The following is a 26,879-nucleotide window of genomic DNA, read 5'->3' on the forward strand; positions in this document are numbered from 1 at the left end:
AGATGGAGACGAAAGATGATCCAGTCCGTGAAGGTCAAGAACCTCTCGCTGTCGAAGGACAATGTCCGCAAATCGAGCCGTGAGGCCGGTATCGACGCCCTAGCCGCCAGCATCGCAACGCAAGGCTTGTTGCAGAATCTCATCGTTACCCCGCTCAAGAAAGCGGGCCATTTCACCGTCAAGGCGGGCGGGCGCCGGCTGCGCGCACTCCAGAGCCTGATCGAACAGGGCACTCTGCCCGTCGACCATGTCGTGCCCGTCCTCGTCCTTACCGACGACGACAACTCGGTCGAGGCGAGCCTCACCGAGAATTTTCAGCGCGTTCCGATGAACCCGGCGGATGAAAGCACCGCGTTCAACTTCCTCATCCAGAAGGGGATGACCGCCGAGGACGTTGCCAAGCGACAGGGCGTCACCACCCGCTTCGTCGAGCAGCGGGTGCGGCTTGCCGAGCTTGCACCAAGCGTGTTCCAGGCTCTCGCCGCCGGCGAAATCACCCTGGGGGTCGCTCAGGCCTATGCCGTGACGAGCGACATCGATCGTCAGGCTCGCGTGTTCGCACAGATGAGCACCTCCTATTATGGCGATCAGCCCGACAACATCCGGCGTGCGGTCCTCAACGGGACGATCAAGGCGAACGATGCCAAGGCGCGGTTCATCGGTCGCGATGCCTATATCGCGGCAGGCGGCCGCATCGAAGGTGATCTCTTTGCCGCCGAGGGGGACGAGAACTGGATCGACGTCGATCTTCTCGAAGATCTTGCCGGCAAAAAGCTGGAGGCGGCCGCCGCCGAACTCGCACAGGCCGAGGGCCTTGCCTTCGTGACGCCGATCGCGGCCACCCACGTTCCCTATGATCTCGAGCGTCAGCTTCACGAGTTTCACGCGCCCGCGCGTCCGCTTAGCGAAGCGGAAAGCGCGCGTATCGAAGCGCTTTCGGCCGAAAATGACCAACTCGTCGAGCAGCTTGAAGGCGAACTGACCGATGGGACGGCGGAAGCCGAGGTCGCGAACGATCGTCTCGACGAAATCGAACGGGAACTTGAAAGCATCGAGAAATCCCGTTGCGAGATCGATCCGGCGGTCCGGGCGCAGATCGGGACGTTTGTCTATATCGGCGGTGATGGCGAAGCCCGCGTTCACACCCGCATGTTCAGTGAAAAGCCCGTTGTCGATCCGAATGCTTCGCCCAAGGTGACGGGCGGTGGCAACGGTGACGACGGCGCCGGCGACATCGACCATGGACCCAAACTCAGTGCTACGCTGATCGACGAGCTGGCGACCCAGCGGCGACAGATCCTCGTCGCCCACATCGCCAGCGATGCGGCGCTGGCGCTGGACCTCACCATCTTCCTGATGGCGCAGAATGTCGTCTTCGAGCAGAACTACGTCCGCAATCACTCGACGCTCAAGTCCAGCGGTGCGCAATTCCCGATCTTCGGCTTCCGCGACGAAGGGTCGATGGCGTCGCAGGCCATCGAGGATCAGCGCCAGCGTCTCGATACGAGCTGGGCCGGTCACAAGACCATGACGGAACGTTTCGACGCCTTTCGTGCTCTCGACGACGAGGCTCGCGGCAGTTGGGTGGCCTTCTCGATCGCACGCACGCTTGAGCCGAGCCTGAACGTTGCCGAGGGCGGACGGTCCAATGGGTTCCATGACCATCTTGGTCGCGCGCTCGACATTCAGGTCGAGCATTGGTGGCGCCCCACGGCTGAGAACTTCTTCGGCCGCGTCAAAAAGGATGTCATGCTCGACGCGCTTGAGGACATCGGCGGGCCGATCCTGCGCGGCCGCTACAAGGACGCCAAGAAGGGCGACCTTGCCGCGACCTGCGCAGCGCTTTGCGACGGGCAGGGGATCGTCGAGGCCGAGGTCCGCGAAAAGGCGGCGGCCTGGCTGCCGGATGCGATGCGCTTCGATGCCATCGAAAAGCCCGAGACCATCGCGCTGCGCTCGACCTTCATCGACGAGGGCGATGATGTCGATCCCGGCGACGATGGTGACGATGAGGTGGACCCTGATGACGCGACGCAAGACGGTCAGGAGGATTTGAGCGAGGCGGCCTGACGCCTGCTTGCACGGTTCGAGGCGACTTGGGGGCGGCACTCTTCGCGGAGTGTCGCCCCTCCTTTTGTGCCCCGACGGCAGCCTCTCTGAGGGAAGGGTGCTGGTCGGAGCACGCCTCTTCCAGATCAGGAGAACTTGCCGTGGCAAAGACCACCGATAAACCGTCGCCCGCCGACACCATCACAAACGCGATTATCGACAAGCTCGAATCCGGCATACGCCCTTGGGTGAAGCCGTGGCGGCCTGGCCTTGGCGGCCGTCCCCTTCGCGCGACCGGTGACCCGTATAAGGGCATCAATTGCTTCTGGCTGTGGCTCTGCGCCGAAAGCGCCGGCTACCATTCGCGCACCTGGATGACCTACAAGCAGTCACAGGCGTTGGGCGGCCAAGTCCGCGAAGGCGAGCGGTCGCAAATCGCCATCTTCTACAAATCCTACAGTAAGACCGTGGAGTCACCCGTCACTGGCGATGCCACGGACGAACTGCGCCGCGTGCTGCGATCCTATGCCGTCTTCAATGCCGACCAGATTGAGGGGCTGCCGGAGAAGTTTTATCCATGCCCCGTCAGCGTCGTCGCTCCCGACGACGAGCTACCGGATCGCGCGCAGCGCTTCCTCGATGCCCTTCCGGCGAGGGTTCACCAGCGCGGCGATCGCGCCTTCTACGACCGCGTTGCCGACAGCATCACGATGCCGCCCGTCGCGTTGTTTTCTACCCGCGCGTATTTCGCTTCGACGTTGGCGCATGAGGCAGGGCATTGGACCGGCCATCCTGACCGGCTCGACCGGGAGTTCGGCAGGAAATTCGGCGACAACGCCTATGCTTTCGAAGAGCTTTGCGCCGAGATGACGTCCGCCCTGCTCGGCGCGGATCTTGGCCTCCCGACCGCCCATATCGACGATCATGCAGCATATATCGGCTCGTGGCTCGCGGTGCTGCGCAAGGATTCCCGCGCCATCATGACGGCTGCCGCAAAAGCCGAAGCGGCGGCCGCCTTTCTGCTCCGCGCAACGGGCCTCGCCACGTCGGATGAAGCCAAGGAACAGATCCGTGAAGCAGCATGATCGCGGCGATCGCCCGCCCCGACCCCGGCGCCTCCCGCCGGTTCGCCGTAGCGTTCCGCTGCCGCAAGGAGGGGGGAGGAGAGGACGCCTTCGGCCTTTTGAGCGCGCCAGAGCGCTCAGAAGGAGGCTCCCATGTTCTACGATACGCTCTACCGCCACAATCAGGCCCTTTCCCCCGCCGGCCTGGACCATCTGCCGGCGGCGCTCCACGCCCTCAACGCCGCCGTCGACGACTGTCAGCGTGCTGGCAAGCCTGTTGCCAGCGACGCGGCAACCCTTCTCCTCATCCGCCATCTGGCAGACATTGCCGAACGCTATGCGCCCAGCGCGGCCGCCCTTCGCCTTCGTTGCGAAGCGGATCGCCTGGCGGTCGACGCCGCACCAGCGCTACTCGACATTGCCGGAAAGAGCGTCGGCGGAAACTATCACGCCAAACGGACCTTCCACTATCAGGCGCGCCGCGCGCTTACACGTCTCGTGACGGCAATCGGCCTCGACATGGACGACGCCCGTATCAACACCATCCTGGGGGCCGATCACGAAGACGGCACGACGGAGCTGCGCCACGCGGAACTCGCCGTTCGCGTGGTCCCGCGCGGCTTTCTTCCGGACAGCGAGGTCTCGATCAGCCGCTGTCGTGACGGGCAGGAGATCGGCAAGCCCCACCGCGCGCCGATCATCGAGTTAGTCGACGTGGCCGCGTTCCAGCGCCGGCTTGCCGGCATGCTCGGCGATATCGGCGCGGTGCGTTTCGCGGCTGCCGCCTGAACCCCGCAATAGCAGGAGATCTCCAATGGGTTGGCTCTTCATGCGCGATATGGGTGGCTACGCCACTCCGCGCTCCTATCTCGACAACCAGTTTACCTATGCGCACGCAGACCATCGTCTCACGGTTCTCGCGTCTTCGATGGTCGGATCTACCTATTATGCAGCGTGCGAACGGATCGAGGCGTCCGGCGCACGGGCCGTCTTCGCCGTCGTGTGCCTGACCCGGCAAAGCACCGGCGCGCGCGACGGCTGCACGTTCGGCTACAAAGACATGACGGAAACGATGGGACCATGCGAAAGCGACTGCCCTGCTGCCATTCTCGATGAACTGACCGAGACCGACAACGCCTATGCCTCCGAATGGCGCGCACGCTGCCGTGCCAACCTTGTTCGCCGCAAGCTAGAACGCGCGAAGCCGGTCCCGAAGCCGGGACAGACCATCGTCTTCGACGAGTCCATCCGTTTCAATGACGGCCAGGATCGCGCCCGCTTCACGGTCATTGCCAATCCGAGGGGCAAGGCCCCGCTATTTCGCGATCCCATAACCGGCGCCGTGTGCCGGATTACAAAGCTCAGGACGCGCGCATACCGGCTTATCAACCCGGCCATCGTCCCGAAGGATCCGACCGATGGTTGAGCGCGCGCCGGTGATCGCGGCCTGGGGTGCGGGGGTCGATTCCACCGCCATGATCATCGAGCTCGTCGAACTAGGTGAGCCGATCGATATGGTGTTGTTCGCCGATACCGGTTCGGAGAAGACCGACACCTATGCGTTCATCCCGGTCTTTCGTCGTTGGATGGACCGTCACGATGTGGCGTCCGATATCGTCCGCTACGAACCACGAAATTTCAAGCATTGGCCGCCCTATGATAGCTTGGGCACCAACATGCTGACCAACGCTACCCTGCCCTCCAAGGCATTTGGGCGGGGGTCGTGCTCGCTCAAATGGAAGGTGGCGCCGCAGGACAAATGGACGGCGCAATGGGCGCCTGCGATACGGTGCTGGGGAGAAGGCGGACGTGTCGTCAAACTGATCGGTTTTGACTGTTCCAGTGCCGATCAGCGTCGCTACGCGCACGCCGAGGGATATGCCGACCCTCGCTATGACTATCGTTATCCCCTTCGCGAACTGGGCTGGACCCGGGCGGATTGCATTACACGCATTGAGCGTGCGGGCCTGCCTGTACCGTCCAAATCCTCCTGTTTCTTCTGTCCCGCGATGCGGCCGCACGAAGTGGATGCACTCTCTAAGGATGAACTTCGCACCATCGTTCTGATGGAGGCTCGCGCAAAACCTCGCTTGCGCACGATCGATGGCCTGTGGCGCAAGCCCGTTGTCGGGCGCGGCGGGGCAACACCGAGACCGGGCAATATCACCGCCTATATCCGTCAGCACGGCCTTCTTTCGCCGAGCGAGGTTGATCGGATCGTTGCGGATGCACCGCTCGCGCTGGTCGCATTCCAGGCGGCGCAAGCCTGCAAGCCCGTCGAGCATCGCATGTCGATGGCGCGCTGGCTCGACGCATTCCACCGTGGTCAGTCCGCAGACTGACCCCCTCACTAGCTACGGAGACTGTTATGGCCGATCGCGTTTCTGTCGCGATCCGCATCGGCGGATCGCTGTCCCCTGACCTCCTTCCCGGCTTTTGCGCTGCCGTCGAGAGCGACGGCGCCTTCACGGATTGGGAGGGCACCGCGTTCGACCCCGACGATCTCGATCCGAGCGTTCCCCTGTACCTGGCCGACCATGAGGTTGCCTGGGGCCGGTTCGAAGCGATCGAGACTTTCTGTGTCGATCATGCCCTTGTCTTCGCCCGCTGGGCGGGCGGCGCTTCTGGGGCGTTCGGCCCGGAGCGGGTGGTCTTTGACGGCACGACCGTTCGGAGTTTCAGCGCGTCGGACGATGACGAGATCCTGATCTCGGCGGAAACGGTGCGCGGTCTCGGCAGCTACGCGGCGGTGCTCTCGCATCTCGCGGCGGCGGAATTGGAGATACCCCCGTTCCGGATCGACGGCACAGGCTGAGGACAAAGCGAAAACCGGTCTGTGACGACACCTCCCCGCCAGAGGATGCTGCATATGGGCGCCCGCGAGGCGCTGGCAACCCGCGAACGGCGGGCCGAGTTGCCGTGTGCCACGGCTGCCCGCACCACCCCTTGTTCGCGAGTTTCCCTCGGCTGTGCCTCGGTGCCAGCCCCTCTTTTGCGAGCGCCCGGAGGATGCGCATCCGGCGGAGAGGCCGCCGGCACAGACAGAAAGGCTCGCTATCATCATGTCCACATCGCTTGCAGCCGCACTCGCGGCACTGGAGCTAGGGCACCTCGAACCCCGCGCTGAAGACCTGAGTGGCATGGCGCCGCCACCAACCGAGGCGCTGGAACAGACCGTTACCGCAATCTGGAGCGATCTCTTCACAACGATGAGCAACACGTCGATCGAGCGTGACATCGAAGATCTGGGCTGGGGGCTGGTGAACCTATTCCACCGCGCCGCCGCCAAGAAATACGGGCTGGTCGACCGGTTGACCGACGACATTCGCTTGCTCCTCGCCGAACAGGACGGCTCCGAAATCAGCACGGCCAATCTGGAGGAAAAGATCGATCTCGCCAAGAAGGTCGAGGAATCCGCCGGCGCCTTCGAGATCATGCGCGATGTGGCCGCCGCGCACTATATCCGGGAGACCGGGAGGTCGTGGGTGCCATCGTCCGGCAACCGCATTTCGCTCGGCGTCACCGCCGGGATCGTCGATGGCCATGCCTTCCTGCGGGCGCGCCGCGAGCGGGCTTTGAACGCCAATACCGCGCAGGGTACGCCCGTTGTGTTCGCCGGTGGCCGCCTCACCTTCGCCAACGACGAAGATATGAAGACGTTCGCCGATAACCTGCTGGCCACCCTCAACAAGGTTCGCGCCCATGTCGGCGACATGTATCTCGTCCATGGCGGCGATATGAAGGGTATCGAACGGCTTGCAGCGTCCTGGGCCGAGCAGAATGGCATCCAGCAGGTGCGGTTCGGTCTCGATCGCAAACTCGGAGATCGCGCTGGCTTTCGTCGTAACGAGCAGATGCTCTCGCTCAAGCCGAGGTTCGTGATCGCCTTCCAGGGCAATGGCGTGACGGAGCGGCTTGTCATCGAAGCCAAGGCTCGGGGACTCCGGGTCGTTGATCGTCGCGGCCCATTGGGAAGCCCTCCTTCAGCTGCTCGTCGCGGTGCGGGCTGAAGCCGCGGGCCGCCGGTTTGCCGGCGGCCCCTTTTTTGGCTCTGCTTACGGTTGTCCCATCGGAACTCCCGCCAGCGAGAGGGGAGGGGGCCGAGGCCTGTTTGGTTTGGCTGAATAGCGCCGGAATCCGTCGGCCGTGTCCGCAGCGCGGATCCATTTCAGTGTCCATCAGCCATCCGCCGCGTTGCTCACGCCGCGCCGGCCGTCGCCCTGCCACAAATGAGAGAGAGATGATGATGCGCGATTTGCATGATGAGGAACTGCGCGCTCTGCTTGCATTCCGACAGCGCCATGGCCGCTGCTGGAAGGCCGCGTTGCTCTTGCGCTGGTCGGCCGGCACCGACACCGATGAACCCGGTTCGGCGCATTTGCGCCGTCTGCGCAATATGGGAGGACCGCGCTGGCTGATCGGGCTGCCGGCCGCCACGCTCGATGATGCCGCGAGGCGCTTTGCCGGGATCGTCGATTCCGCGCTAATCGCCACGTTCATGGACAATGCCGCCAGTTTTGCCCGAGGGGCGGCCGACAAGGTGAGAGTTGCTCCGGCGATCGCCGCGCATTCGCTGGCGATCGCGATCGAACTCAGCCTCAAAGCCTATCTGATGCAGGCGGGCTATGCCGACGACTGGAACCGCGTCCATATTCGGCATGACCTTGAAAAGGCCCTGGCGCTTGCCGTGGCGACGGGCCTGTCGGGCTTCCCACCGGAATTGCCGCAGCTCGCGGCTATCCTTTCGCCTGCTTATAGCCGCCATCAAATCGACGCGATGTTCCGGGGCAGGGCTTCACCTTTCGATGTGACGGACGCCTCGCTGTGCGTCGACCGTCTCCTTGCCGTAATCCACGCGCAGATCGCATAACCGCGCTCCAATGGCAGCCCGGCGCGTTGATCGACGACGGATTTTTCGCTCCCGTTGAGGCCGGGGGTGACCATGCCGTAACACGGACGACAGAGCCATCACCTCCTTTCTCGTACCGGGCATCGCCGCTTCGCTGCGGACGGGTCAGAAATGGGGGAATGTGCCGTTCAGCGGTTATGAGGGCTCTGCGGGGCGTAGATTGTCGCAGCGGTGGGGCGGGGTTTCTGCACCGGTTCCTGGTGTCATAGAACCGAAGTGACCATCCCTTCTTTTTGACCTGATCCCTAAGTCGGTCGTTCGGTGCCTCCAACCCGCTCCCCTTCGGGCCGAGTTGCCGTGTGCCACGGCTGCCCGCACCACCCCTTGTGTCGGGGTTCCCCTGCGCTGCTGACGCGCTCCGGTGGAGGCACCGCCCATGCCCGCCTTTTTCGGGGGTCAGTCGAAGGGACGGTCCCTTTGGCACCCAAAAAGGAACCTCGACATGCAGAACCTCGTCATCCTCGCCGGCAATGTCGGCGCCACGCCGGAAGCCCGCACCACCCAGGGCGGCACCAAGATCACCCATTTCAGCCTCGCGACCTCGCGCCCCAAGCGGGACAGCAACGGCAAGATCATCAAGGACGACAATGGCCGTCGGGTCGAAGATACCGAATGGCACCGGATCACCTGCTTCAACGGCGTCGGCAAGACCGTTGAACAATATGTCGACAAGGGCATGAAGGTAATGGTGCGCGGTCGCATCCACTACACCCGCTGGACCGACAACGAGAATATCGAACGCTACGGCGTCGAGATCATCGCCGACGAGGTGACCTTCCTCACCCGCGCCAAGCCCGCGAGCGGCGACCAGGGTGGCAACGACAGCTCGGTGGATGACGACGACATTCCCTTCTGAGAGCCGCAAAGGCCCGGTGGCATCAGCCACCGGGCCTTTTTGCTGTCTTCGGCTTGAGGGCGGTTGCAGTAAATCCACATATCCAATAATGTCGATATATGGATAATGATTCTGCTATCGATGCTCTTGGCGCACTGGCGCAAAGTACGCGGCTTGACGCCTTCCGGTTGCTGGTGCGCCATGAGCCCGCCGGCCTCGCCGCCGGGGACGTCGCCCGCCAGCTCGACATCCCCCAGAATACGATGTCCTCGCATCTTGCCGGCCTTGCTCGCGCCGGTCTGGTCTGGGCCGAGCGCCACAGCCGCCATATCATCTACCGCGCCGATCTCGACCAGCTCAAGGCGCTCACCCTGTTCCTCGTCAAGGACTGCTGCGGGGGGAGAGCAGAGCTGTGCGAACCGCTGATCGCCGAGCTTATTCCCTGCTGCTGACGGAGCTTCTCATGTCTGACCGCATTTATAATGTCCTGTTTCTGTGCACCGGCAATTCCGCGCGCTCGATCCTCGCCGAGAGTGCATTGACGAAATTGGGAGAGGGCCGGTTTCGCGCATTTTCCGCAGGCAGTTTTCCCAAGGGTGCGATCAACCCCGACGCGATCGCTCTCCTGGAGCGGATCGAGTATCCGATCGCCGGTCTACGATCGAAAAGCTGGGATGAATTCTCCGGCCCCGATGCGCCCGCCATGGATTTCGTGTTTACCGTTTGCGACGACGCGGCCGGCGAAACCTGTCCGATCTGGCCAGGTCATCCGATGACGGCGCATTGGGGCATCGAGGATCCGAGCCATGTCCAAGGCCCGACGATCGAGCGCGAACGAGCGTTCGTGACGGCGCTGCGCTATCTGGAAAATCGGATTAAGCTGTTCATCGCGCTGCCGTTCGACCGGCTCGACGCCTTGGCGTTACGCGCCCATGTTCGTGAAATCGGCCAGGCCGAAGGCGCGAGCACTCGTCGCGGGGACGCTGCGTGATGCCGATCGACGTGATCATCTATCATAATCCCGATTGCGGAACGTCGCGCAACACGCTCGCGATGATCGAAAATGCCGGCATCGAGCCGCATGTTATCGAATATCTCAAGACGCCGCCGAACCGATCGCGGCTCGCCTCGCTGATCGGGCGCATGGGGATCACGCCCCGCGATCTGCTGCGCGAGAAGGGCACACCCTATCATGAGCTCGGCCTCGCCAATCCCGCGTTGAGCGATGACGAATTGCTGGACGCCATGATCGCCCACCCGGTCCTGATCAACCGGCCGATCGTCGTCTCGCCGCTGGGCGTCAAGCTGTGCCGACCGTCCGAGGAAGTGCTCGAACTGTTGCCGAGCCGACAGCGCGGCGCTTTCACCAAGGAGGATGGCCAGCGGGTCACCGATGCCGCCGGCAAGAGGATCGAGGGATGAGCGCTGCGAACGCGCCGACCAAACCGGCGATCAGCGGTTTCGAACGCTATCTGAGCCTTTGGGTGGCGCTGTGCATCATCGTCGGTATCGCGCTCGGCTATGCGCTGCCGGGCCTCTTCGCCGCTATCGCCGCGGCCGAGATCGCCCGTGTCAATCTCGTCGTGGCGGCGTTGATCTGGCTGATGATCATTCCGATGCTGCTCAAGATCGACCTTGGTGCGCTCGGTTCGGTGCGCCAGCACTGGAAAGGAGTCGGCGTCACGCTCTTCATCAACTGGGCGGTCAAACCCTTTTCCATGGCGTTGCTGGGCACGGTCTTCCTGGGGTGGCTGTTTCGTCCGCTGCTCCCTGCGGGCGAGGTGAGCTCTTACATCGCCGGGCTGATCCTGCTGGCGGCCGCGCCGTGCACGGCCATGGTCTTTGTCTGGTCCAACCTCTGCGAGGGCGAGCCGACCTATACGCTCAGCCAGGTGGCGCTGAACGACATCATCATGGTCTTCGCCTTTGCACCCCTGGTCGGGCTGCTGCTCGGCGTCGCCTCGATCGCGGTGCCATGGGACACGCTGCTGATTTCGGTTCTGCTCTATATCGTGGTGCCGGTCATCGTCGCCCAGATCGCGCGGCGCGTGCTGCTGGCATCCGGCGGCCAGCCCGCGCTGGATCGCCTGCTCGCAATGCTCGGCCCCGTATCGCTGGTCGCCCTGCTGACGACTCTGGTGCTGCTGTTCGGGTTTCAGGGCGAGGCGATCATTGCCCATCCGCTCGTCATCGCGCTGATCGCCGTGCCGATCCTGATCCAGGTCTATTTCAATGCGGGCCTCGCCTATTGGCTGAGCCGCCGGTTCGGCGTGGCCTGGTGCGTTGCCGCGCCTGCCGCGCTGATCGGCGCGTCCAATTTCTTCGAGCTCGCGGTTGCCGCTGCTATCAGCCTGTTCGGCCTCAACTCGGGCGCTGCGCTGGCGACGGTCGTCGGCGTCCTCGTCGAGGTGCCTGTAATGCTCTCGGTCGTGCATATCGTGAAGGCGACGCGGCCATGGTACGAGCAGCGGGCTACGACATGATCGCTACGCGCGTCGAACTTCACCAGCTGGCCGCGCTTGCGCAGGTGCTGGCGGAAGCAGGACTGCCGGCGAGCGATATCGCAGCGCCGGGCCGTCATTTCTACAGGTTCGACGATGAGGACGGTCTGATTGGCTATGGCGGCGTAGAAGGCGCTGGAGCCGATCGTTTGCTGCGCTCCTTCATCGTCGTGGAGGCGCGCCGCGGCGCGGGTCTGGGGAGCGCCATGCTGTCCGCGCTCGAACGCGCGGCCGCTGATGATGGCGCGACCTGCGTCTATCTGCTGACCACGACGGCTGAGTCCTTTTTCGGCCGCTTTGGATATGCCCCGATACCCCGCGCCTCCGCGCCGGCGGAGATCACCGACAGCGCGGAGTTTCGCTCGCTTTGCCCTGCGAGCGCCGCTTTTCTTTTCAAACGGATTTGCTGATGTCCCGACTGCGTACACTTCCCGATCCCGATCTCATGCCGGCGCTCGATCACGCGATGGTCCGGCATGATCTGGCGGCGGGTCTTGGTCCTCTCAATCCACCTCCGCGTATCCTGCTGCTCTATGGCTCGCTGCGCGCGCGTTCGTTCAGCCGGCTTGCGGTGGAGGAGGCGGCCCGCCTGCTCATCCTGTTCGGCGCCGAGGTGCGCATATTCGATCCGAGCGATCTGCCGTTGCCCGATCAGGTCGAGGGTGACGATCATCCGGCGGTCCATGAGCTGCGCGAGCATGCGCTGTGGTCGGAAGCGATGGTGTGGTGCAGTCCCGAACGGCACGGCCAGATCACCGGCATCATGAAGGCGCAGATCGACCATTTGCCGCTGGAGTTCGGCGGCAAGCGCCCGACCCAGGGGCGGACCCTCGCGGTGATGCAGGTGTCCGGCGGCTCGCAGTCGTTCAACGCGGTCAACACATTGCGGCTGCTCGGCCGCTGGATGCGGATGATCACCATCCCCAACCAGTCGAGTGTCGCCATGGCCTTCAAGGAATTCGGCGAGGACGGCCGGATGCGGGCATCCAGCTATTATGACCGGATCGTCGATGTGATGGAGGAGCTCGTTCGCTTCACGACCCTCACGCGCGGCCATGCCGATCAGCTCGTCGATCGTTATTCCGAGCGCAAAGCAGCGATACTCAGGCGCGATGCGGACAAGGATCTCGCGACGCAAGCCGTCAGCTGACCCGAAGCACGCCCTTACGGAACTGTTGTATTGAGCTGGTTCTGGAGGGTCGCGATGCTCTCGATGACGGCATCGAAGGCAGGCGTGTCGTGAATCAGGGTGTCCGAAATCTGTCGGTAGATTTCGGACACCCGAGGAGCGGCGGGATTTCGCTATTCGCCGTTCCGCGTCACCTCAGCGACAGTGGCCTACCGCATAGCGGTTCCAGCGCAGCACCACGCCGGTGGCAAGCATGGCGCAACTGATATCGCCGATGACGGGCGCTGTGCACCAGGCGCCGGTGCGATTGCCTTTCGCATTTCCGTTCGATCGGCACCGGAGCCTTGGTCCTGCAACCAGAATGTGGCCGGTTCCGGTTCGACCTCTCGCGCCGCCGAGCAGCCGCACCAGCGTGTCGCGCGCAGCAATGCCGCTGGCGCGCGGGCAGGGGTGCCCCCTGCGGCACGAGCCATCGATCTCCCGCGCCGCGATTCCAGCGAGCCGAATCCGTGGTCCCTCGCGGCACCAGATCGGGCCATCGCCGTCCCAGACCCTGACGGGCGTGCAGATGAACGACTGGCCGCTCGGCACAACCGCCACAGCAAGCAGGAATACAGCGAGCATCAGCGCTCAATCCGGGAGGTGGCGTGCGTCATGCTTCAGGGAAGAGCGGCAATGTATCCGACCTCGTAGCGGGCTCGTCGGCGAGGATATCGTAGCAGCGCAAACGCACTGCCAGGTGTCGCGCCAACTCCGCCGTTGCACGGCGTCGTGCAACGGTATCGCCACACCCAATATCGGTGACGAGGGCCGGTTCGGCCGTGGCGAGCGACACCTCGAGGTGGAGGGCCAGACTGTCTTCATCGACTCGGAGCATGGCCACAGAATAGAACAAAGAACGAACATCTATCAAGTGTCGAGATCCAGCGAGCCACCCATATAGGGCCTGGGTAACGCCGAGCATGATGGCTCTGGAGATATCGCGACGATTGGGGATAATTTCACCCACCAAATGCGTTGGGAATCTGACGTCGTTTCGGGAAAGCGACACGGCGATCCCACTTTCCAAGGCACGGACCGGTTTTGACCAACGACATATTCATATTGGTGGTGGAGGACGAGACGCTGATCGAAGAGATCGTCGTCTCGGGTCTGGAAGATGCCGGCTACACCGTGGTGGCAGCACACACGGCCGAGGATGCCATCGCACAGTTGGAAAAGGCGATCCTGTCATCCGGTCATCCGGGCGATCGTCACCGATGTGAACCTTGCGCCTAAGAAACTGACCGGTTGGGACGTCGCACGACGCGCTCGCGAACGCACGGCGGATATCCCGATCATCTATATGTCGGGTGCGAGCGGCCATGAATGGACATCGCACGGCGTCCCCAACAGCGTGCTGATCGCCAAACCCTTTGCGATCGGCCAGATCGTCACGGCGGTTTCGCAGCTTCTCAACGCCGGCGGACCGGCTGTCGGCGGATAAGGCAATTGGGAAGGTATAATCCCAATATGCCGGTAAGGCACGATCAGCCGTAGAGCCGGTCATCCCACCAGATTGGTTCGGGCAGCTCGAAGCTGATGGCTTGCGCGTCGGGATGTGCTGGATTGATCAGGATGTTGCGTTCCACCCGCGCCGGGATCGAAGGCACCAGCAACAGCGCCGAGCGCCCTGCCGCGAACCACGCCTCGCCAAAGGCCTTGCTGATGTCTTCGCGCTTGCCGTCCCACCCGGAGAATTTCGCGGTCGGGAAGACTTCGTAGCTGACGCCGTTGGGGATCGTGATGCGGATATAATGCTGGTTGGGCGGCATTACCGTGTTCGCGTGGACAAGCTTTTCCAGCATCGCCGTCGAATAATGTTCTGACGTGTAGATGATCGGGCTAGCCGCGGTATTCCACCGTCCCGGATAGAGCCGAGCGCCCTCGCTGTCATAGATCGGATGCGCGCCATCAGGATCGCCGATCCGAAAACAGGTCAGCACGCGGTCGGTGATCTGGGCGCTCACGCCCCGCCGCCATACGCCGCCCGTCCCAGCAGGTTGATGACGACATCGGCTCCCGGACCCGTCGCCAGCGCCACGTCGAGTGGCGGCTTGTTGTCGAGCATGGGGTGCGCGCGGCCGAGAAAGTCGCGGACCTTGGCGGGATCCTTATAGATATCGAGCGCGAAGCTGAACACCTTGGCGATCCGCGCCAGCTTGTCGCCTTCCTCGCTGGTCAGGCGCTTGGACGCCGATTTCTTGCGGCGATCAAGCGTCGCCTTGGAAATCAGGCGGAACTTGAAGCGGCTGTCATTGGGCGCGACGGTGTCGGCGAGATGGTCGAGTGCGCCGACCGGCAGGCCTTCGAGAATCGAATAGCTCAGCCCCAGGCGCGTGTCGCCCTTGCGGGGCGCAACCCCAAGCAGGGTCTCGATTGTCACGGGCTGGCTCGCCATCTGCTGCTCCTGCCTCATCTGATGCAGATATATGTCTCATATGAGGCAAACACAAGCAACCGGTAATATCTGTCCGGTCGGGCCATGACCTCTTCCGGCCGGCAGCTTCACCCTGCTCTTTGAGGCGCAATCCTTGGTCCGGCGCGCGGCCTAATGCGATCAACCCGTAAAGGGTCCGGTCGCTTCGCTACGGCTTTTGGCCTGCGGCAAAAAATGATCGCGGCCACCCACCGAACACTTCGGGCGCCAGTCGAGCGGGGATGAACCCGCCGGCTTTCAAGGAGCCTCGACATGTTCACAGACATCAAGATCGCCCGCAGACACGCACTCGGCCTCTCCAAGACCCTGATGATCGCAACGATGGTCATCGGGATCGGCAACCAGTTCGCCGTCATTACCGCCGACGACTTTGACGGCGACGTGGTCGTCATCAACGAATATGATCCGTTCAGCTGAAACCTTCCGGCGGGGGCATCCGCCCCCGCCCTTATTGTGCGAGCGCTGATTGGACGATCTGACCGAGGAAGCGAATCCGCACTTCATTCACTCGACCCTGCGGGAACGCATCGTCGAGCATGTCTTTGTCGGGGAAGCGCTGCGCCGCCTGTGGCAAATGGGTGTGACCGACGTCGAGGTCTTGCGCTCCGAATTCGACGCGGGCGGCTATGATCTGGTCATGGCCCGAGGTCGCGTAACCCGCCATATCCAGTTCAAGACCAAAATCGTCGGCGGCAAGACCGATGAGGTCAAGATCAGCCTCAAGCTGATGGAGAAGCCGAGCGGGTGCGTGCTCTGGATCGTGGTGACGCCGGATCTCCTCTTCGATCATTATCTGTGGTTCGGCGCGGGGACGGGTGAGCCTCTTCCCGACATCAGTGCGTTCGCCGTTGCCAAACATAGCAAGGGAACGGCGGAGGGCGAGAAGAATGCGCGGCCGGGCTATCGCAAGGTCCGGATAACCAGGTTCGAGAAGGTCTCAACCTTGGACGCGATATTGCTTCGCCTGTTCGGTGATCTCAAGGTTGCGAAAGCGGATTGAGTGGTCAGGCGGCCCCGGTTGCACCGGGCCGGGCTCTAGGCTGACGCCCCGAGCCCCGTGCCGGGTCTCGGCCCATGCGGGTCACGATCCCTGCCGTGGTAAGGTATCAACGGCACTGCGGCACCAGCACCCCTGCGATATCGGCTGAAGGGGCTGCTCGCCCAAGGGCGAGATGGGCTGGTGGGCATATTGTCAGCCCCTCGCGCAGGGCCGCATCGTCCAGCAGAACGCGCCATGGTCCACCGTAGCGCCGGGCGGCCAGGTAGAAGGTCGCGCCATCGCATGCCACCATGCGGCATCGCTCCTGGCGATCGATCAACGACGCACTCCCGCCATAGCGGGCGACCAGTTCGTCGAGATCGGCGCGCATCAGGGCACCGCAGCGCCGGCACCGGGTACGAACCTGAATCTGCAGTTGCTGCATCGCGCCGACGCTCGATGTCCAGCGTGGCCAAAGGGCAATGATCCGGGCGGTGTCTGTCATGATCGCAAGGATAGCGAAGCCCTGGCTCGCGCGTCCAGCAACATGTCTGAAAAGTCGGCCATGCCGTTCCTTATTCCCTTTGACCGCCGCACCGACAATCCCTTCCTGGCTTGGCGTCCTCGCCGCGGCACTTGCCAGCGCAAGCCCGGTGCCGGGCTTCTCCACATCCGTTGCGACCCTGTCGGGTGCGCGGGCGCGCTATGCCCCGGCGGTCCTGTCGCCTGTCGGAAGGCCCCGATCGGCGGGGTCTGACACAGCTTGGAAAGTCAAACGTCATGGCCGACCCCCAGAATGACAAAGTCCTATCCGCAGACCAGCGCATTGCGACCATCGCGCGGCTCAATGATGCCCTGCGCCAGTCCATCCACAGCCTAGGCGTCAACCAGGTGGTCATGACCGCCGGGGTCGCCGACCTAATCGGCGATACCAGCCTGTTTCGCGGGTTCCAGCGCCGCGCCGAACTGCTGCGCACCGTGCGCGACTATGACGCCTTTGGTCCCGACGTCGATCCGCATGGGGAGCGTGATTTCGGTCGCTTCGAGTTTGCGGGCGAGGCCCTGTACTGGAAGATCGATTATTATGATCGCGCACTGACATACGGATCGCCTGACCCGGCAGATCCCGACGTCACTACCCGCGTGCTGACGCTACTTCTCACCCACGAATATTGAGCGATCATGGCCCCGACCCTGTCGGGGCCACCATTTTACCGAAGGAATTCGCCGGTGCCGCCCGCGTGGATCGCTTTGCGTCACCCGGTTGAGCCCGGCGTCGGCAGACCAGATTTCCCATCCCTGGCGAGTGACCCCGGCCATCCCCCCTGAGCGGGGGGATGGCTGAAAAGTCTGCTTGAGCAGACTGTCTGCGGTGCCGCCCGGACGTCCCATCGGGCCTTGCTCCCCGTCATGAGAGGGGAGGCTGCGCGGCGAGAGCGGCCGCGTCTTGCTGCGGTGAGGGGACAGATCGATGCCCCTGAAACATGCCAAGGAGACCCGTTGTGGCCGATTATTTTTCCCGTCATCCAGACCATGCGTTTCTGTTCGCTTTCGTCTGCTTCGCGATCACCGTTTACCTGTTCCGCTATGTCGGACCCGGCATCGGCGGCGGTGGCGACTGGTCGTCGCGCGACCATTATGAGCGCAATCTGCGCGATGGTCCCGACGACTATGAATCGTGAGGGTCCGGCGACCATGAAGACGATCGTCGTCAGCCTGCTGAAGGGCGGGGTCGGCAAGACCTTCCTCGCCACGCACCTCGCCTGGTATCTGGCCGAGCAAGGCGGCAATCGCGTCGCCTTTCTCGACCTTGATCCGCAGGGCAGTTCCACACGCCGGCTTGCCAGCGAGCGAACTGGGTGGTTCTCGGCAGACCTGTTCGATCCCGAGGCGCGGCTCGAGCTTACCGATGCGCCCGGGATCACGGTCTTCGCCGCCGATCAGCGCCTGCAGATGGTCAAGGCGGCTGCGGATGTCCGCGATTTCCTCGGCCGGTTCCCTGCTCTTGGTGCCCATTTCGACCATATTGTCATTGATACCGGCCCCAAATGGGACGAGCTGACCTTGAGCGCGATGGCGGTGGCCGACGCGGTGATCGGGCCGGTCCAGGTCGCCGAAGATTCGATCGAATGCGCCAAGATGCTGCTCACCGCGCTCAAAAAAGCCGAAGGCGCACGCGGCGGGCGCAAGGTCGAATTTCTCGGGCTGCTGCCCTCGATGGTCAATCCGTTCGACCGCCGCGAAATGGACAATGCGGTCAAGCTCGCCCGCGCGGTTGGCGAGAAGCTGATGTTCCCTGCCTTCATCAAGGCGCGGCCGACCTACAAGCATTCGGCCGAACAGCATCATCCGGTCTGGCGCGAAACCGGCAGCGGCGCAAAAGCTGCGGCTGACGAAATCCGGCCGATCCTGGCCGAGATCGTGCGTCGGATGGACGTCCGTCATCTGAGTGCGGCGTGATGGGCAAGTTCGATCAGCGCGCCGAAGAGTTCGGACTGCTTGTCGGTCTCCACGACAGCGCGCGGCGCGTCGAGGATCTGCCGCTCGACTGGATCATGGCCGATCCCGAAAATCCGCGGCGCGTGTTCGACGAGACGGAGCTCAAGGATCTTGCTGCCTCGATCGCCGCGCGCGGCGTCCTGCAGCCGATCATCGTCGCCCCGAAAAATGGCGACGGCCTTCATGTCATCCGTGTCGGGGAGCGGCGCTTTCGCGCATCGCGCCTTGCCGGGCGCGAGACCATCCCGGCGATCGTGATGGCGGTGGTGAATCGCGCCGACACGCTCGCCGATCAGATCGTCGAGAATGATCAGCGTGCAGGCCTGACCCCCCATGATCTGGCGACCGGGATCGAACGCATGCTGGGCGCCGGCGTTACCCAGGCGGAGATCGCCCGCGCGCTCGGCCGCTCGAAGCAGTTCGTATCGCTCTATGCCGCCTGTGCCGACATGGCGCCCTGGTTGCGGGCGGCGATCGACCAGATGCCGATCCGGTTGCTCTACGACCTCCACCGGGCTGCCCGTACTCATGGCGACGCCGTGCGCGCCTATGTCGCGGGGCTTGGCGATGAGAACGTCACCCTCGCCGAGGGCGGCCGATTCATCGCGGGGCTCAAGGCATCCGAGGCTCTGCCCGTCGCCGGTCGGCATGAAGTCGCCGCGCTACCGAACGGGCAGGGCACCGAGCGGGCTGCGCCGAGCCGGCCGGTTCGTGCCGGTGCCGGTTTACGGTTGATGTTCGAAACGGAGGTGCCGCCGCAGCCTCGGCCGCTCGATGCGGTTCGGGTGACGGTGGGTGGGCGGACAGGACGTTTGATCCTGCCCGAGCGCGTTCGGGTGGCGTTCGACGACGGCCAGGAGGTCGAAACGCCTGTTGCCGAAATCGCCATGGAGTAAACCATCGGCGGGGCAGGTCGGGGCGCATCCAATCACCCCTTACTCCGCGTCGAAACGATCGAGCTTTTCAGACAATTTTGACAGCCGTGCCCCTTCTTCAGGGGCGCGGCTGTCTTCATTTTCCCGGGGCAGAGGGGATTGTCTCGTTCGGACATTCTTCTTTCTGGGGATGCCAAGCCAGGTTGGAACGCTTGGCGTGAAGAGGGCCGGAGTCTGTTCAAGCAGACTGTAGGACGAGTGGTTTTAGGTGAGGGCCGGATAGGCTTGGCGCCGTCAATGTATGACAATAGTCTTGCGGACATGGCCGTCTTCAACGTCCGTCTGCCCGATGATCTCGCGGCACGCTTCGATGCTAAGGCGACTGTCGCCGGCGGACGCTCAGCGCTCCTGCGCAAGCTGATCGACGCTGCTCTTGAAGACGCCGGGGATGCGTCGAGCGCGACGGCACCGCCTCGGACGCGCACGACTGACCGGCTGCAGCTTCGGCTCATGCGCGAGGATATCGTCCAGCTTGATGCGGCCGCCGATGCGCGTGGCCTCAAACGGACCGAATGGCTGGTGATGCTGTTGCGCCGACGGTTGCATGCGACGTCGCCGCCGCCGCGTGGCGACCGGGTCATGATCGCGCAGTCCTGGCGCGAACTTAACCGGATCGGCATCAATCTCAACCAGGCGGTCCATGCGCTGCATGCCGCGACCATGGTGGATTCCCGTCTCGACCTCGCGCGCGAGGCCGCGCGGGTCGCTTCCTTCCGGGATGAGGTGGCCGATCAGCTGCGCGCGCTCGGCCGCGCGCTCAAGGGTGACATGGCCTATTGGGATACGGCCGATGAATGAGGATGACGACGGCGTCCTGCCGCTCCCCAGTCTGATGGAAGCCTGGCGACCGCCGACCGGGGGCAAGCGCAGCCTGCGCGGGGGGACGCTGCGGGTCCGCTCGGGCGGGAAGGGAAGGGGCGGGAGTAATACCGTGCCGGCGCTGTCGGCGGCGCAAGCGCGGGCCAAGCTCGAGCGGATCGTGCGCAAGGCCCCCGAGGTCATGGTCAAGATCTCGGGCAAACAGCGTGGCGCCAGGCATCTTGCCGAGCATTTCGGCTATATCTCGCGGCATGGGAAGCTCGAGGTTCGGAGCAGCGAAGGCGAGATTATCACCGACGAAAAGCGCCTGAAGGTGATCGCAGCCGATTGGGACATGCTCGATCAGGCTATGAACCCTTATGGTAAGGAGCGACCAACCTCGATGTCGATGGTGTTGTCGATGCCCGGCGGTACGACCGATGCTGCGACCATCTATGATGCCGTCCAGGCGTTCGCGCGTGTCGAATTCGAAGGGCAGTTCAGCTATATGGTGGCGCTCCACACCGACACCGCTAACCCCCATGTCCACTTGACCGTCGCAGCCCAGGGTGCGGACGGGACGCGATTCAATCCGCGCAAGGCCGACCTTCATCATTGGCGCGAGAGCTTCGCCCATGAATTGCGCCAGCGCGGCATCGCCGCCGAAGCGACGCCGCGGCGCGCGCGCGGCCATGTCCAGAAGCGGGTGCGGTCGCCGGCGCACCATCTGGAGGCGCGGATAGCCGGGCAGGGGAGGGAGTTGGATCTCAACCGGCTGATTGAGGAGCGGGCGCAGGCGTTTGCACGGTCACAGAACCCGGAGCGTCGGCTAGAGGATGTGCTGGCGCTCGGCCGACAGAAGCAGATCCGGGGGGCTTACGCAGATGCCGCAGCCGCGCTGGCGGCGACCGGGAAAGACGAGGATCGCGCGCTGGCCGAGGATATCGCAGGGTTCGTGGCCGATATGCCGGCAGCGGTGTCGCGGCGATTGGAGCGTGCGCGGGAGATCATGATTGCCGATCGGGCGGAAGGGTCGGCCGGCAGTCGATCGCGCGACACTCATGGCGATATTGCTGAAGGCCAATCGCCGATCCCGATCGAACGAAAGCCTCGGGACCGCGATCGTTAGAAGAAGACTTGAAATTTGAGGCAGCGACGTTCCGGCGTGGTCCGCATTCTGAATGATCAGTTCGGAAAACAAAGCAGGAAATGGCAAATGGCACCGATGATCTCGGTGCCATTTTCGTGATCGATGCTATCGCCATCTCTGCCCATTTTCGCTGAAATTAGCCTCGATTTCCGCAACGCGACGTCGCTGTGCGGGCGTGAGTGCAGCGATAACGCGCTTGAACGCTGCGGGCTTCATGGTGCGCAACTGGCGCCAGTCACTGTCGCGCCGCATCCGCACCTTCCAGTCCGCCGGTCGGTAATTGACACCGGCAGAGCCCATTCGCCAGAAAATCATCGCGACCTGGTTGGGCGTGAACGCGCCTTTGTCGTCGACGAAATCGATGAAATCCCAGGCATCGAAATCGTCAACTTCCTGGCCGAGCTTCAGCAACGCCGTCATGACCCGCTGTTTTCGGGCATCTTCCACCAGTCCGCGGCGATGCCGGTCGACCAGCTTGCCCGTCGCATCGGCATCGAGCCGCTGTCCTTGCTCGTCGACGCCGGTGATCTCGAAGCGCTTGATGCATTCGGAGCCGACCAAAAGGCTCGACGCCGTGCCGGAATTTTCGATCTCGAAATGATAGCGCAGGTCCTGCTGCCCACACAGCCCGCAGATTCCGTCCCTTGCCTCCAGGTCGAAGAATCGGCCCGTATAGGACCATTCGCGTAGGGCTGGGCCAAGAGACGACGCCCGACTGAGCGGTAACAGGGTTGCAGCCGCCCTTTCCGCCCAACTCGACATCCGATCCTACTTCTTCTTCAGCGTGAGGGTGTTTGGTCCCAGTGGTTTTGCCGGTGCGGCAGGCATTGCAGCTGCTGTGGCCACTGCTGCGACGGCCGCGTGCGACGCCGCAGACGAGAGCGCCAGAACCTTTTCGACGATCGCAAAGATAGCCGTCATGTCGTGTGGCTCGACCTTCGGGTACACAGGCACATATTTCAGCGACAGTAACGGTCGCAGGCGGTTGACGTGAACCGTATAGAGATGGTCACAAACGACGTAGGCGATCCGCCCTTCAGCATGGCCCCTTGGGTTGGGGTTTTTGGAAAGCTGGTGGAAGTGGGTTCCCGCCTTTTGCTGTGCACTGGTGACCGGCAGAATGATGCAGGTGTCACTCAGTGAGTTTGCAGCGCGGATGACGATGCCGGGATGCTCGTTGACGAACTCGGGCACATATGCGTCGTGCGGAAAATCGACCCAGTACATCTGGCCAACACGCGGACGGCTCTGAATTCGCCGCTCGCGGCGGCTGATTGGTATATATCCGGCCTTGATGATCTCGTGATGCTGCGGGAACGGATGCCCCAGCTCCGTGGTCATGTCCTCGACCGCCGGCATGTTTTTGAAATCGATCGGCACAAAGCCTCTCGCAAGCAAGTCCTCGTCAGTCAGGATCCGCACATAGCCCGCCGCAAACAGCTCGGCCTCGCTTGGGAATGGCACTTCCATATTCTCGTTTGCTTCTGAATTATCGTTCGACATGGAAATGCTGCTTCTTCCCGGCGGTTGGTCGGCTCATTGCGGTGTCGCCGTATTCATCGGTCGACTATACTCCCCCCGCAGCGCATCGAGCGCGATTTGAGTGAAGCCTGCTTCGTAAAGTTCAATCTGCGTGCGGCGCTTGTAATAGGAGAGCCGACGGCCTGGTGTGTCCGCTTCGATCCGCATCCTTGCAACGCCTCGGATGCCCGGCGCGCGGCGGTGCTGCGCCAGCGTTACCAGCACGTCGAGGGCATAGCGACCGAGCAGGTCGCTGCGCTCCTCAGAGAGGTTAGCGGCCGCATCGAGCATGGTGCGGGTGAGCCGATAGACGTCGTCGCCTTCCGACTGGTGGTAGAGGGCCGCAAAATCGACCGGGAACAAAGGTTCGGCGTCAGGCTCTTCGCTGTCGAAAATCCAAGCCTCATACCAGATGGCCCCGATCTTCTCGATCATGGCGATGCGCGCCCAAAAATCCTCCCAGGCCGCATCCTTGTTATTGCTCTTGGAGCGATGGTAGCCCGCCCAATCGCCCTTTGCGGATTTGGAACCGCCGACAAGACGAAGTGCCCAGACAGAATGAACACCGATCTCGAACACCTTGCGGGCGGGATGGTCCATGGGCGGAGTCTGGCTCAGCGCGGAAATCGGCACTCCGAAGGTCGCGTCGAGCTGGATTAGGCCATAAAGATCGACCAACATCCGCAGCAACAACGCATCGCCGGTCTCACGGACCCGCCGAAGCATCGAGGCTTCGGCTTCGATCCCGGTTACCAACGCGACGGGCAAAAAGATCGGGTCGCTGTCGAGCGGGATCGGTTGCAGGCGATATTGCGGATACAGCTTCGTCGACCGCTCAGTGCGTGCGACAAAGCCGTGCTGGATCAGCTCGTCGATCGCCACCTTGGCCCGAGGTTTTCCCATGCCGGTGTGCTGTTCGCATGCCTTGGCCGACCACTTGCTGAGCTGGTGATCGCTACCCGTTCCCGCGAGGAGCACAATAAAGGCCGTGACCAAGTTCAGCCTGTTGCCGGTTTCGACCTGCCACAGGCGTTCCCACGCGGAGCGATCGATAGCGAGGAAGTTGCCCCCACGCCCTTTCCCTCGAATGCGATCGACGCCGACTGATTCGGCTTCGGGGGACGCCGAACGGTCCAAGGGCGCACTTCTCGATCGTTCCATAGCGGCGCGTTAGCATGTGTTCCTGTCCCCATCAAGGGTATCAATGCATTCAAGGTATTCAAGGCCATCAAGAATAATGGAGCATATCAAGGTTATTAAGTAACATCCGAGCATGCCGTTTTCCAGCTGGTGCCGTTAGAAATGGCCGGAATCAGGGCGTTAGCGTGCTGGCATGCATTGAATTTTAATACCCAGAGGGCTATATGGTTCTCACAGCTTCGGCTGCTTCGGCCTCACGGCCTTTTGGAATTACACCGCAAGGTGCTCAGGGAGAGTCTCGTAAGAGGCTCTCCCCTTTCCTCGTCCAGATTTGGCGCTCTCGCTCCGTTTTATACTCGCCGAGCGCGCAATGGGCGTTTAGCGTCATTGGCGGGATTACACGACCGGTCACGCGCTCTCGGCCGCTCGGGTTGCTTGTGAATTTGGCTCCGCGGCCTACTCTGCCGCCATGGTAGGGATCGACGAACATCTGCGCGAAGTATTAGCGAGGCATCGGGTCGACACCGGCCTCTTTTCGCCGGTGCGCCGCGTTCAGCCGTTGATCGAGCCAGTCATCCAGACATGGGGCGGCCCGTTCATCGTCGATATCCGCACAAGCGGGTCTTTCGCGAAGGGAACCGCAGTTCACGGCGGCACGGATATCGATCTTTTCGTCTCGCTCACATCGACGCTGACTGACACACTGCAGCGGATATCCGACACATTGTTCAATGCTTTCTTGCAAGCTGGCTATGCGCCACGCCGTCAGAACGTGTCGACCGGTTTGACCGTGAACGGATGGAAAGTCGATGTGACGCCGGCCAGGCGGCAAGATCAGTACGGCAACTACCACAGCTTATGGAGCACCAAGACAGGTAGCTGGCTCCAGACCAACATTAGCGAACATATACGGGTTGTTTCTAACTCTGGTCGTCTCGATGAAATTCGGCTTATCAAGATTTGGCGCAATCACTTTGGCATCGACTGGCAGTCGTTTTATCTTGAGCTTTTTGTGCTTGATGCGCTCCGGGGTGCCCGGGTTGGGAATGTTCAGGAGAATATTGTCACTGTGTTTCGCGCCATAACGACTTCTTTTGCCAACAAACGGCTCGTTGATCCGGCAAACACCAACAACGTCGTTTCCAATGTGCTCACGGCAGATGCAAAGGGTGCCGTAATAAAAAGCGCGCAAGTCGCGCTTGAGAGCCCGTGGAACGTCGTATTCCAATGACGTCTGAATGGTCCCTCGCGGCGTTGTTCGCCGACTTCCACGAGAAGATACAAAGCGAGCTGGCTACAGCGCGCAAGCTCGGCCACCCTACCGACAAAGGCGACGCCAGCGAGCAGGTCTGGATTGACGTCCTGACCCACTATCTGCCCCGCAGATATGAAGCCCGCAAAGGATTTGTAGTCGATAGCCGAGGCGTCTTCAGCCAGCAGATCGACGTGATCATCCACGACCGACAATATTCTCCATTCGTGTTCACGTTTAAAGGCACCGATGTCGTACCGGCGGAAAGCGTATATGCGGTGTTTGAAGCCAAGCAGGAGTTGACGGCCGATTACATCCGCTATGCCGGAGAGAAGGCGGCTTCCGTGCGCCGGCTGCACCGCACAAGTCTGTCTGCAGAGACGATCGACGGGCCGTCCCGCGCGAAGCCGCTCCATCATATTCTTGCGGGCATTCTCACACTGAGCGCAGGCTGGAAGCCGCCTTTGGGCGACACGTTAGCAGGGCATCTTAGACGTGACCTGGACGAGGAATCGCTCGACATTGGATGCATTGCCGATGCTGGTTGGTTCACCAAGTGCGCAGACAGTTTTGAGCTCAACACGGTCGACAAGGCCGCGACCCGCTTTCTGTTCGAACTGATTGCGCAGCTCCAAGCTATTGGGACTGCGCCAATGCTCGACATTCGGGCGTATGCGAGCATGATCTGATGCCGAAAGTGGAAAGCTGATGCAGGACCAGTGAATGCTAACCGGATCTCATCAGGAGACACCGGCACCGCGCACGGAATCGCACGCTTTGCAGAGCTGTCATGGCCTTGGGAATTATCAACTGCTCCGAATTATATCGAGTTCGTCGGGCTCGATGTTGAGTCGGATGCGCCATCGCGCCAGCATCCTGCCCTCATTGGGAAACAGGGGATCGAGACGCTGATAGGTCGGGGTCAGCCGCGCGCGCAACGGCTCCAATGCGGCTGCATCGGCCAGTCCGTAAAATTCCAGCAGATAGCCCAAGCGGCGGATTACCGCGCCGACGCCGAGGCGAAGCGCGTAGTCGATCATCAGTGCGACCCGCAGCGTATCGCGCTTCATCCAGAGCCCCCTGGCGACCTCCGTGACGCCGCCGACAAATTGCGGATGGTCGAGACCATCGATGATGGTCCGCTGGGGATCGCTGACCATGACTCGCTCTTGGGATGTGATCCAGATCTCGGTGAGACCGAAGAAATCCTGCGGTTTGACGTCGACGAAACGGAACCCATATCCGTGGATGTGCTGCGGGCGCAGGCGTTTGGCGCAGGAGACGATGATGACCAACTGCGGTTGCGTGACCATGCGGTGAAGCTCAAGGGCGCTGCCGTGAGAAATGAAGTAGGGCGCGTCGCCAACCAGCGTTCTTGCGATGAGGTAGGGATCGCTCACATGCTCGGTGTCGCGGCCCCGCTCGAAGGGCACCAGATTGTAGAGGCCAGGCTTGAGGCGCGTGATAATGCCGCGCGCCTCGGTGTTCGCGACAAGGCTGCGTGCCGATGACGAGCTCAGACCTGTGATCTCGGTGACGTCGGCGAGCGAAAAGATCGGCTGACGGCGTTCGTTGAGTTCGACGATCAGCTGGGCGGCCCGAGGTCCAAGCGTCTTGAGATTATATCCTTCGCGCAATT

Annotated in this window: 35 protein-coding genes and 1 pseudogene; 28 read left to right on the top strand and 8 right to left on the bottom strand. The window is 62.6% G+C overall.

All coding sequences use genetic code 11. From position 1 onward, the window contains the following. Positions 1–15: 15 nt before the first annotated feature. The 16 genes and pseudogenes from ACI2JO_RS14280 to arsH all read left to right on the top strand — a co-directional run. Positions 16–495: pseudogene (locus tag ACI2JO_RS14280) on the top strand (ParB/RepB/Spo0J family partition protein); the annotation flags it as partial. A 327-nt stretch (positions 496–822) separates the two neighbouring features. Beyond that, on the top strand, positions 823–2,070 hold the full coding sequence (locus ACI2JO_RS14285; RefSeq protein ID WP_404721362.1) for a hypothetical protein: 1,248 nt from the start codon (positions 823–825) through the stop codon (positions 2,068–2,070). A gap of 140 nt (positions 2,071–2,210) precedes the next feature. Next, positions 2,211–3,134 (top strand): ArdC family protein, encoded by a 924-nt coding sequence (locus tag ACI2JO_RS14290; protein WP_404721306.1) that lies wholly within the window; start codon positions 2,211–2,213, stop codon positions 3,132–3,134. A gap of 132 nt (positions 3,135–3,266) precedes the next feature. Next, positions 3,267–3,902, top strand: a complete 636-nt coding sequence (locus ACI2JO_RS14295) for a hypothetical protein (RefSeq protein ID WP_404721307.1) — start codon at positions 3,267–3,269, stop codon at positions 3,900–3,902. A 25-nt stretch (positions 3,903–3,927) separates the two neighbouring features. Continuing rightward, positions 3,928–4,539, top strand: coding sequence for a DUF6927 domain-containing protein (locus tag ACI2JO_RS14300; protein WP_404721308.1), 612 nt, complete (start codon positions 3,928–3,930; stop codon positions 4,537–4,539). After that, complete coding sequence (locus ACI2JO_RS14305) at positions 4,532–5,455, top strand: hypothetical protein (RefSeq protein WP_404721309.1); 924 nt, start codon at positions 4,532–4,534, stop codon at positions 5,453–5,455. Before ACI2JO_RS14300 ends, ACI2JO_RS14305 begins: the two co-directional genes overlap by 8 nt. A 26-nt stretch (positions 5,456–5,481) precedes the next feature. Beyond that, positions 5,482–5,928, top strand: a complete 447-nt coding sequence (locus ACI2JO_RS14310; protein WP_404721310.1) for a hypothetical protein — start codon at positions 5,482–5,484, stop codon at positions 5,926–5,928. A gap of 247 nt (positions 5,929–6,175) precedes the next feature. Then, complete coding sequence (locus tag ACI2JO_RS14315) at positions 6,176–7,123, top strand: DUF2493 domain-containing protein (RefSeq protein ID WP_404721358.1); 948 nt, start codon at positions 6,176–6,178, stop codon at positions 7,121–7,123. Between the two features lie 230 nt (positions 7,124–7,353). Next, the gene (locus tag ACI2JO_RS14320) at positions 7,354–7,983 is read left to right on the top strand and encodes a hypothetical protein (RefSeq protein ID WP_404721311.1); all 630 of its coding nucleotides are present in this window, start codon (positions 7,354–7,356) and stop codon (positions 7,981–7,983) included. 481 nt (positions 7,984–8,464) lie between these two features. After that, on the top strand, positions 8,465–8,878 hold the full coding sequence (locus ACI2JO_RS14325) for a single-stranded DNA-binding protein (protein ID WP_404721312.1): 414 nt from the start codon (positions 8,465–8,467) through the stop codon (positions 8,876–8,878). A 98-nt stretch (positions 8,879–8,976) separates the two neighbouring features. Next, complete coding sequence (locus ACI2JO_RS14330; RefSeq protein WP_404721313.1) at positions 8,977–9,309, top strand: ArsR/SmtB family transcription factor; 333 nt, start codon at positions 8,977–8,979, stop codon at positions 9,307–9,309. Positions 9,310–9,320: 11 nt separating this feature from the next. Next, the gene (locus ACI2JO_RS14335; RefSeq protein ID WP_404721314.1) at positions 9,321–9,848 is read left to right on the top strand and encodes an arsenate reductase ArsC; all 528 of its coding nucleotides are present in this window, start codon (positions 9,321–9,323) and stop codon (positions 9,846–9,848) included. Then, complete coding sequence (gene arsC, locus ACI2JO_RS14340; protein ID WP_404721315.1) at positions 9,848–10,279, top strand: arsenate reductase (glutaredoxin); 432 nt, start codon at positions 9,848–9,850, stop codon at positions 10,277–10,279. Before ACI2JO_RS14335 ends, arsC begins: the two co-directional genes overlap by 1 nt. Then, on the top strand, positions 10,276–11,340 hold the full coding sequence (gene arsB / locus ACI2JO_RS14345) for an ACR3 family arsenite efflux transporter (RefSeq protein WP_404721359.1): 1,065 nt from the start codon (positions 10,276–10,278) through the stop codon (positions 11,338–11,340). Before arsC ends, arsB begins: the two co-directional genes overlap by 4 nt. Further along, positions 11,313–11,768, top strand: a complete 456-nt coding sequence (arsN2, locus tag ACI2JO_RS14350; RefSeq protein ID WP_404721316.1) for an arsenic resistance N-acetyltransferase ArsN2 — start codon at positions 11,313–11,315, stop codon at positions 11,766–11,768. The genes arsB and arsN2 overlap by 28 nt, the downstream gene beginning before the upstream one ends. After that, positions 11,768–12,508 carry an arsenical resistance protein ArsH gene (gene arsH, locus ACI2JO_RS14355; RefSeq protein WP_404721317.1) on the top strand — a complete coding sequence of 247 codons (741 nt, stop codon included), beginning with the start codon at positions 11,768–11,770 and terminating at the stop codon, positions 12,506–12,508. Before arsN2 ends, arsH begins: the two co-directional genes overlap by 1 nt. Positions 12,509–12,682: 174 nt before the next feature. On the opposite strand, the gene ACI2JO_RS14360 is transcribed toward arsH, so the two are convergent. Continuing rightward, a complete protein-coding gene (locus ACI2JO_RS14360) occupies positions 12,683–13,111 on the bottom strand; it encodes a thermonuclease family protein (RefSeq protein ID WP_404721318.1) in 429 nt (142 codons plus the stop codon). 459 nt (positions 13,112–13,570) lie between these two features. Here ACI2JO_RS14360 and ACI2JO_RS14365 point away from each other — a divergent pair, with 459 nt between their 5' ends. Together ACI2JO_RS14365 and ACI2JO_RS14370 are read left to right on the top strand one after the other, a co-directional pair. Continuing rightward, entirely contained in the window at positions 13,571–13,765 is a 195-nt protein-coding gene (locus ACI2JO_RS14365; RefSeq protein WP_404721319.1) for a hypothetical protein, read from the top strand. Further along, positions 13,749–13,973 (top strand): hypothetical protein, encoded by a 225-nt coding sequence (locus ACI2JO_RS14370; RefSeq protein WP_404721320.1) that lies wholly within the window; start codon positions 13,749–13,751, stop codon positions 13,971–13,973. Before ACI2JO_RS14365 ends, ACI2JO_RS14370 begins: the two co-directional genes overlap by 17 nt. Before the next feature lie 43 nt (positions 13,974–14,016). Here ACI2JO_RS14370 and ACI2JO_RS14375 read toward each other — a convergent pair whose 3' ends face one another. Then, positions 14,017–14,496 (bottom strand): RES family NAD+ phosphorylase, encoded by a 480-nt coding sequence (locus tag ACI2JO_RS14375; protein ID WP_404721321.1) that lies wholly within the window; start codon positions 14,494–14,496, stop codon positions 14,017–14,019. Continuing rightward, positions 14,493–14,927: an antitoxin Xre-like helix-turn-helix domain-containing protein gene (locus tag ACI2JO_RS14380; protein WP_066609069.1), complete on the bottom strand. Its 435-nt coding sequence runs from the start codon at positions 14,925–14,927 to the stop codon at positions 14,493–14,495. The genes ACI2JO_RS14375 and ACI2JO_RS14380 overlap by 4 nt, the downstream gene beginning before the upstream one ends. A gap of 291 nt (positions 14,928–15,218) precedes the next feature. Between ACI2JO_RS14380 and ACI2JO_RS14385 the strand changes: the two genes are divergently transcribed. Together ACI2JO_RS14385 and ACI2JO_RS14390 are read left to right on the top strand one after the other, a co-directional pair. Continuing rightward, positions 15,219–15,383, top strand: coding sequence for a hypothetical protein (locus ACI2JO_RS14385; RefSeq protein ID WP_323810657.1), 165 nt, complete (start codon positions 15,219–15,221; stop codon positions 15,381–15,383). Positions 15,384–15,432: 49 nt separating this feature from the next. Continuing rightward, a complete protein-coding gene (locus ACI2JO_RS14390) occupies positions 15,433–15,966 on the top strand; it encodes a hypothetical protein (RefSeq protein ID WP_404721322.1) in 534 nt (177 codons plus the stop codon). A gap of 106 nt (positions 15,967–16,072) precedes the next feature. Here the strand turns inward: ACI2JO_RS14390 and ACI2JO_RS14395 are convergent, their stop codons facing one another. Then, positions 16,073–16,615 carry a hypothetical protein gene (locus tag ACI2JO_RS14395; protein WP_404721323.1) on the bottom strand — a complete coding sequence of 181 codons (543 nt, stop codon included), beginning with the start codon at positions 16,613–16,615 and terminating at the stop codon, positions 16,073–16,075. Between the two features lie 110 nt (positions 16,616–16,725). Here ACI2JO_RS14395 and ACI2JO_RS14400 point away from each other — a divergent pair, with 110 nt between their 5' ends. The 6 genes from ACI2JO_RS14400 (at position 16,726) to ACI2JO_RS14425 (ending at position 21,306) form a co-directional block, all read left to right on the top strand. After that, entirely contained in the window at positions 16,726–17,121 is a 396-nt protein-coding gene (locus ACI2JO_RS14400; protein WP_404721324.1) for a DUF3768 domain-containing protein, read from the top strand. Between the two features lie 326 nt (positions 17,122–17,447). Continuing rightward, positions 17,448–17,627, top strand: coding sequence for a hypothetical protein (locus tag ACI2JO_RS14405; RefSeq protein ID WP_404721325.1), 180 nt, complete (start codon positions 17,448–17,450; stop codon positions 17,625–17,627). Positions 17,628–17,640: 13 nt separating this feature from the next. After that, on the top strand, positions 17,641–18,405 hold the full coding sequence (locus ACI2JO_RS14410; RefSeq protein ID WP_404721326.1) for a ParA family protein: 765 nt from the start codon (positions 17,641–17,643) through the stop codon (positions 18,403–18,405). Continuing rightward, entirely contained in the window at positions 18,405–19,340 is a 936-nt protein-coding gene (locus ACI2JO_RS14415) for a ParB/RepB/Spo0J family partition protein (RefSeq protein ID WP_404721327.1), read from the top strand. The genes ACI2JO_RS14410 and ACI2JO_RS14415 overlap by 1 nt, the downstream gene beginning before the upstream one ends. A 300-nt stretch (positions 19,341–19,640) precedes the next feature. Continuing rightward, on the top strand, positions 19,641–20,177 hold the full coding sequence (locus ACI2JO_RS14420) for a hypothetical protein (protein WP_404721328.1): 537 nt from the start codon (positions 19,641–19,643) through the stop codon (positions 20,175–20,177). Beyond that, entirely contained in the window at positions 20,170–21,306 is a 1,137-nt protein-coding gene (locus ACI2JO_RS14425) for a relaxase/mobilization nuclease domain-containing protein (protein ID WP_404721329.1), read from the top strand. The genes ACI2JO_RS14420 and ACI2JO_RS14425 overlap by 8 nt, the downstream gene beginning before the upstream one ends. A gap of 126 nt (positions 21,307–21,432) precedes the next feature. On the opposite strand, the gene ACI2JO_RS14430 is transcribed toward ACI2JO_RS14425, so the two are convergent. Genes ACI2JO_RS14430 through ACI2JO_RS14440 form a run of 3 tightly spaced genes read right to left on the bottom strand, consistent with a single transcriptional unit; the run spans position 21,433 to position 23,985 of the window. Then, a complete protein-coding gene (locus tag ACI2JO_RS14430; RefSeq protein WP_404721330.1) occupies positions 21,433–22,089 on the bottom strand; it encodes a hypothetical protein in 657 nt (218 codons plus the stop codon). Positions 22,090–22,095: 6 nt separating this feature from the next. After that, positions 22,096–22,830 carry a type II toxin-antitoxin system PemK/MazF family toxin gene (locus ACI2JO_RS14435; RefSeq protein ID WP_404721331.1) on the bottom strand — a complete coding sequence of 245 codons (735 nt, stop codon included), beginning with the start codon at positions 22,828–22,830 and terminating at the stop codon, positions 22,096–22,098. Positions 22,831–22,863: 33 nt separating this feature from the next. Further along, positions 22,864–23,985, bottom strand: coding sequence for a hypothetical protein (locus ACI2JO_RS14440; protein WP_404721332.1), 1,122 nt, complete (start codon positions 23,983–23,985; stop codon positions 22,864–22,866). 472 nt (positions 23,986–24,457) lie between these two features. Between ACI2JO_RS14440 and ACI2JO_RS14445 the strand changes: the two genes are divergently transcribed. Further along, on the top strand, positions 24,458–25,219 hold the full coding sequence (locus ACI2JO_RS14445) for a hypothetical protein (protein WP_404721333.1): 762 nt from the start codon (positions 24,458–24,460) through the stop codon (positions 25,217–25,219). Then, entirely contained in the window at positions 25,198–25,929 is a 732-nt protein-coding gene (locus ACI2JO_RS14450; RefSeq protein ID WP_330219426.1) for a DUF6602 domain-containing protein, read from the top strand. The genes ACI2JO_RS14445 and ACI2JO_RS14450 overlap by 22 nt, the downstream gene beginning before the upstream one ends. A gap of 117 nt (positions 25,930–26,046) precedes the next feature. Here ACI2JO_RS14450 and ACI2JO_RS14455 read toward each other — a convergent pair whose 3' ends face one another. After that, entirely contained in the window at positions 26,047–26,877 is an 831-nt protein-coding gene (locus ACI2JO_RS14455; RefSeq protein ID WP_404721334.1) for a type IV toxin-antitoxin system AbiEi family antitoxin domain-containing protein, read from the bottom strand. Positions 26,878–26,879 lie beyond the last annotated feature (2 nt).

This window comes from Sphingomonas sp. NPDC079357 (assembly GCF_044901155.1).
Classification (GTDB): Bacteria; Pseudomonadota; Alphaproteobacteria; order Sphingomonadales; family Sphingomonadaceae; genus Sphingomonas.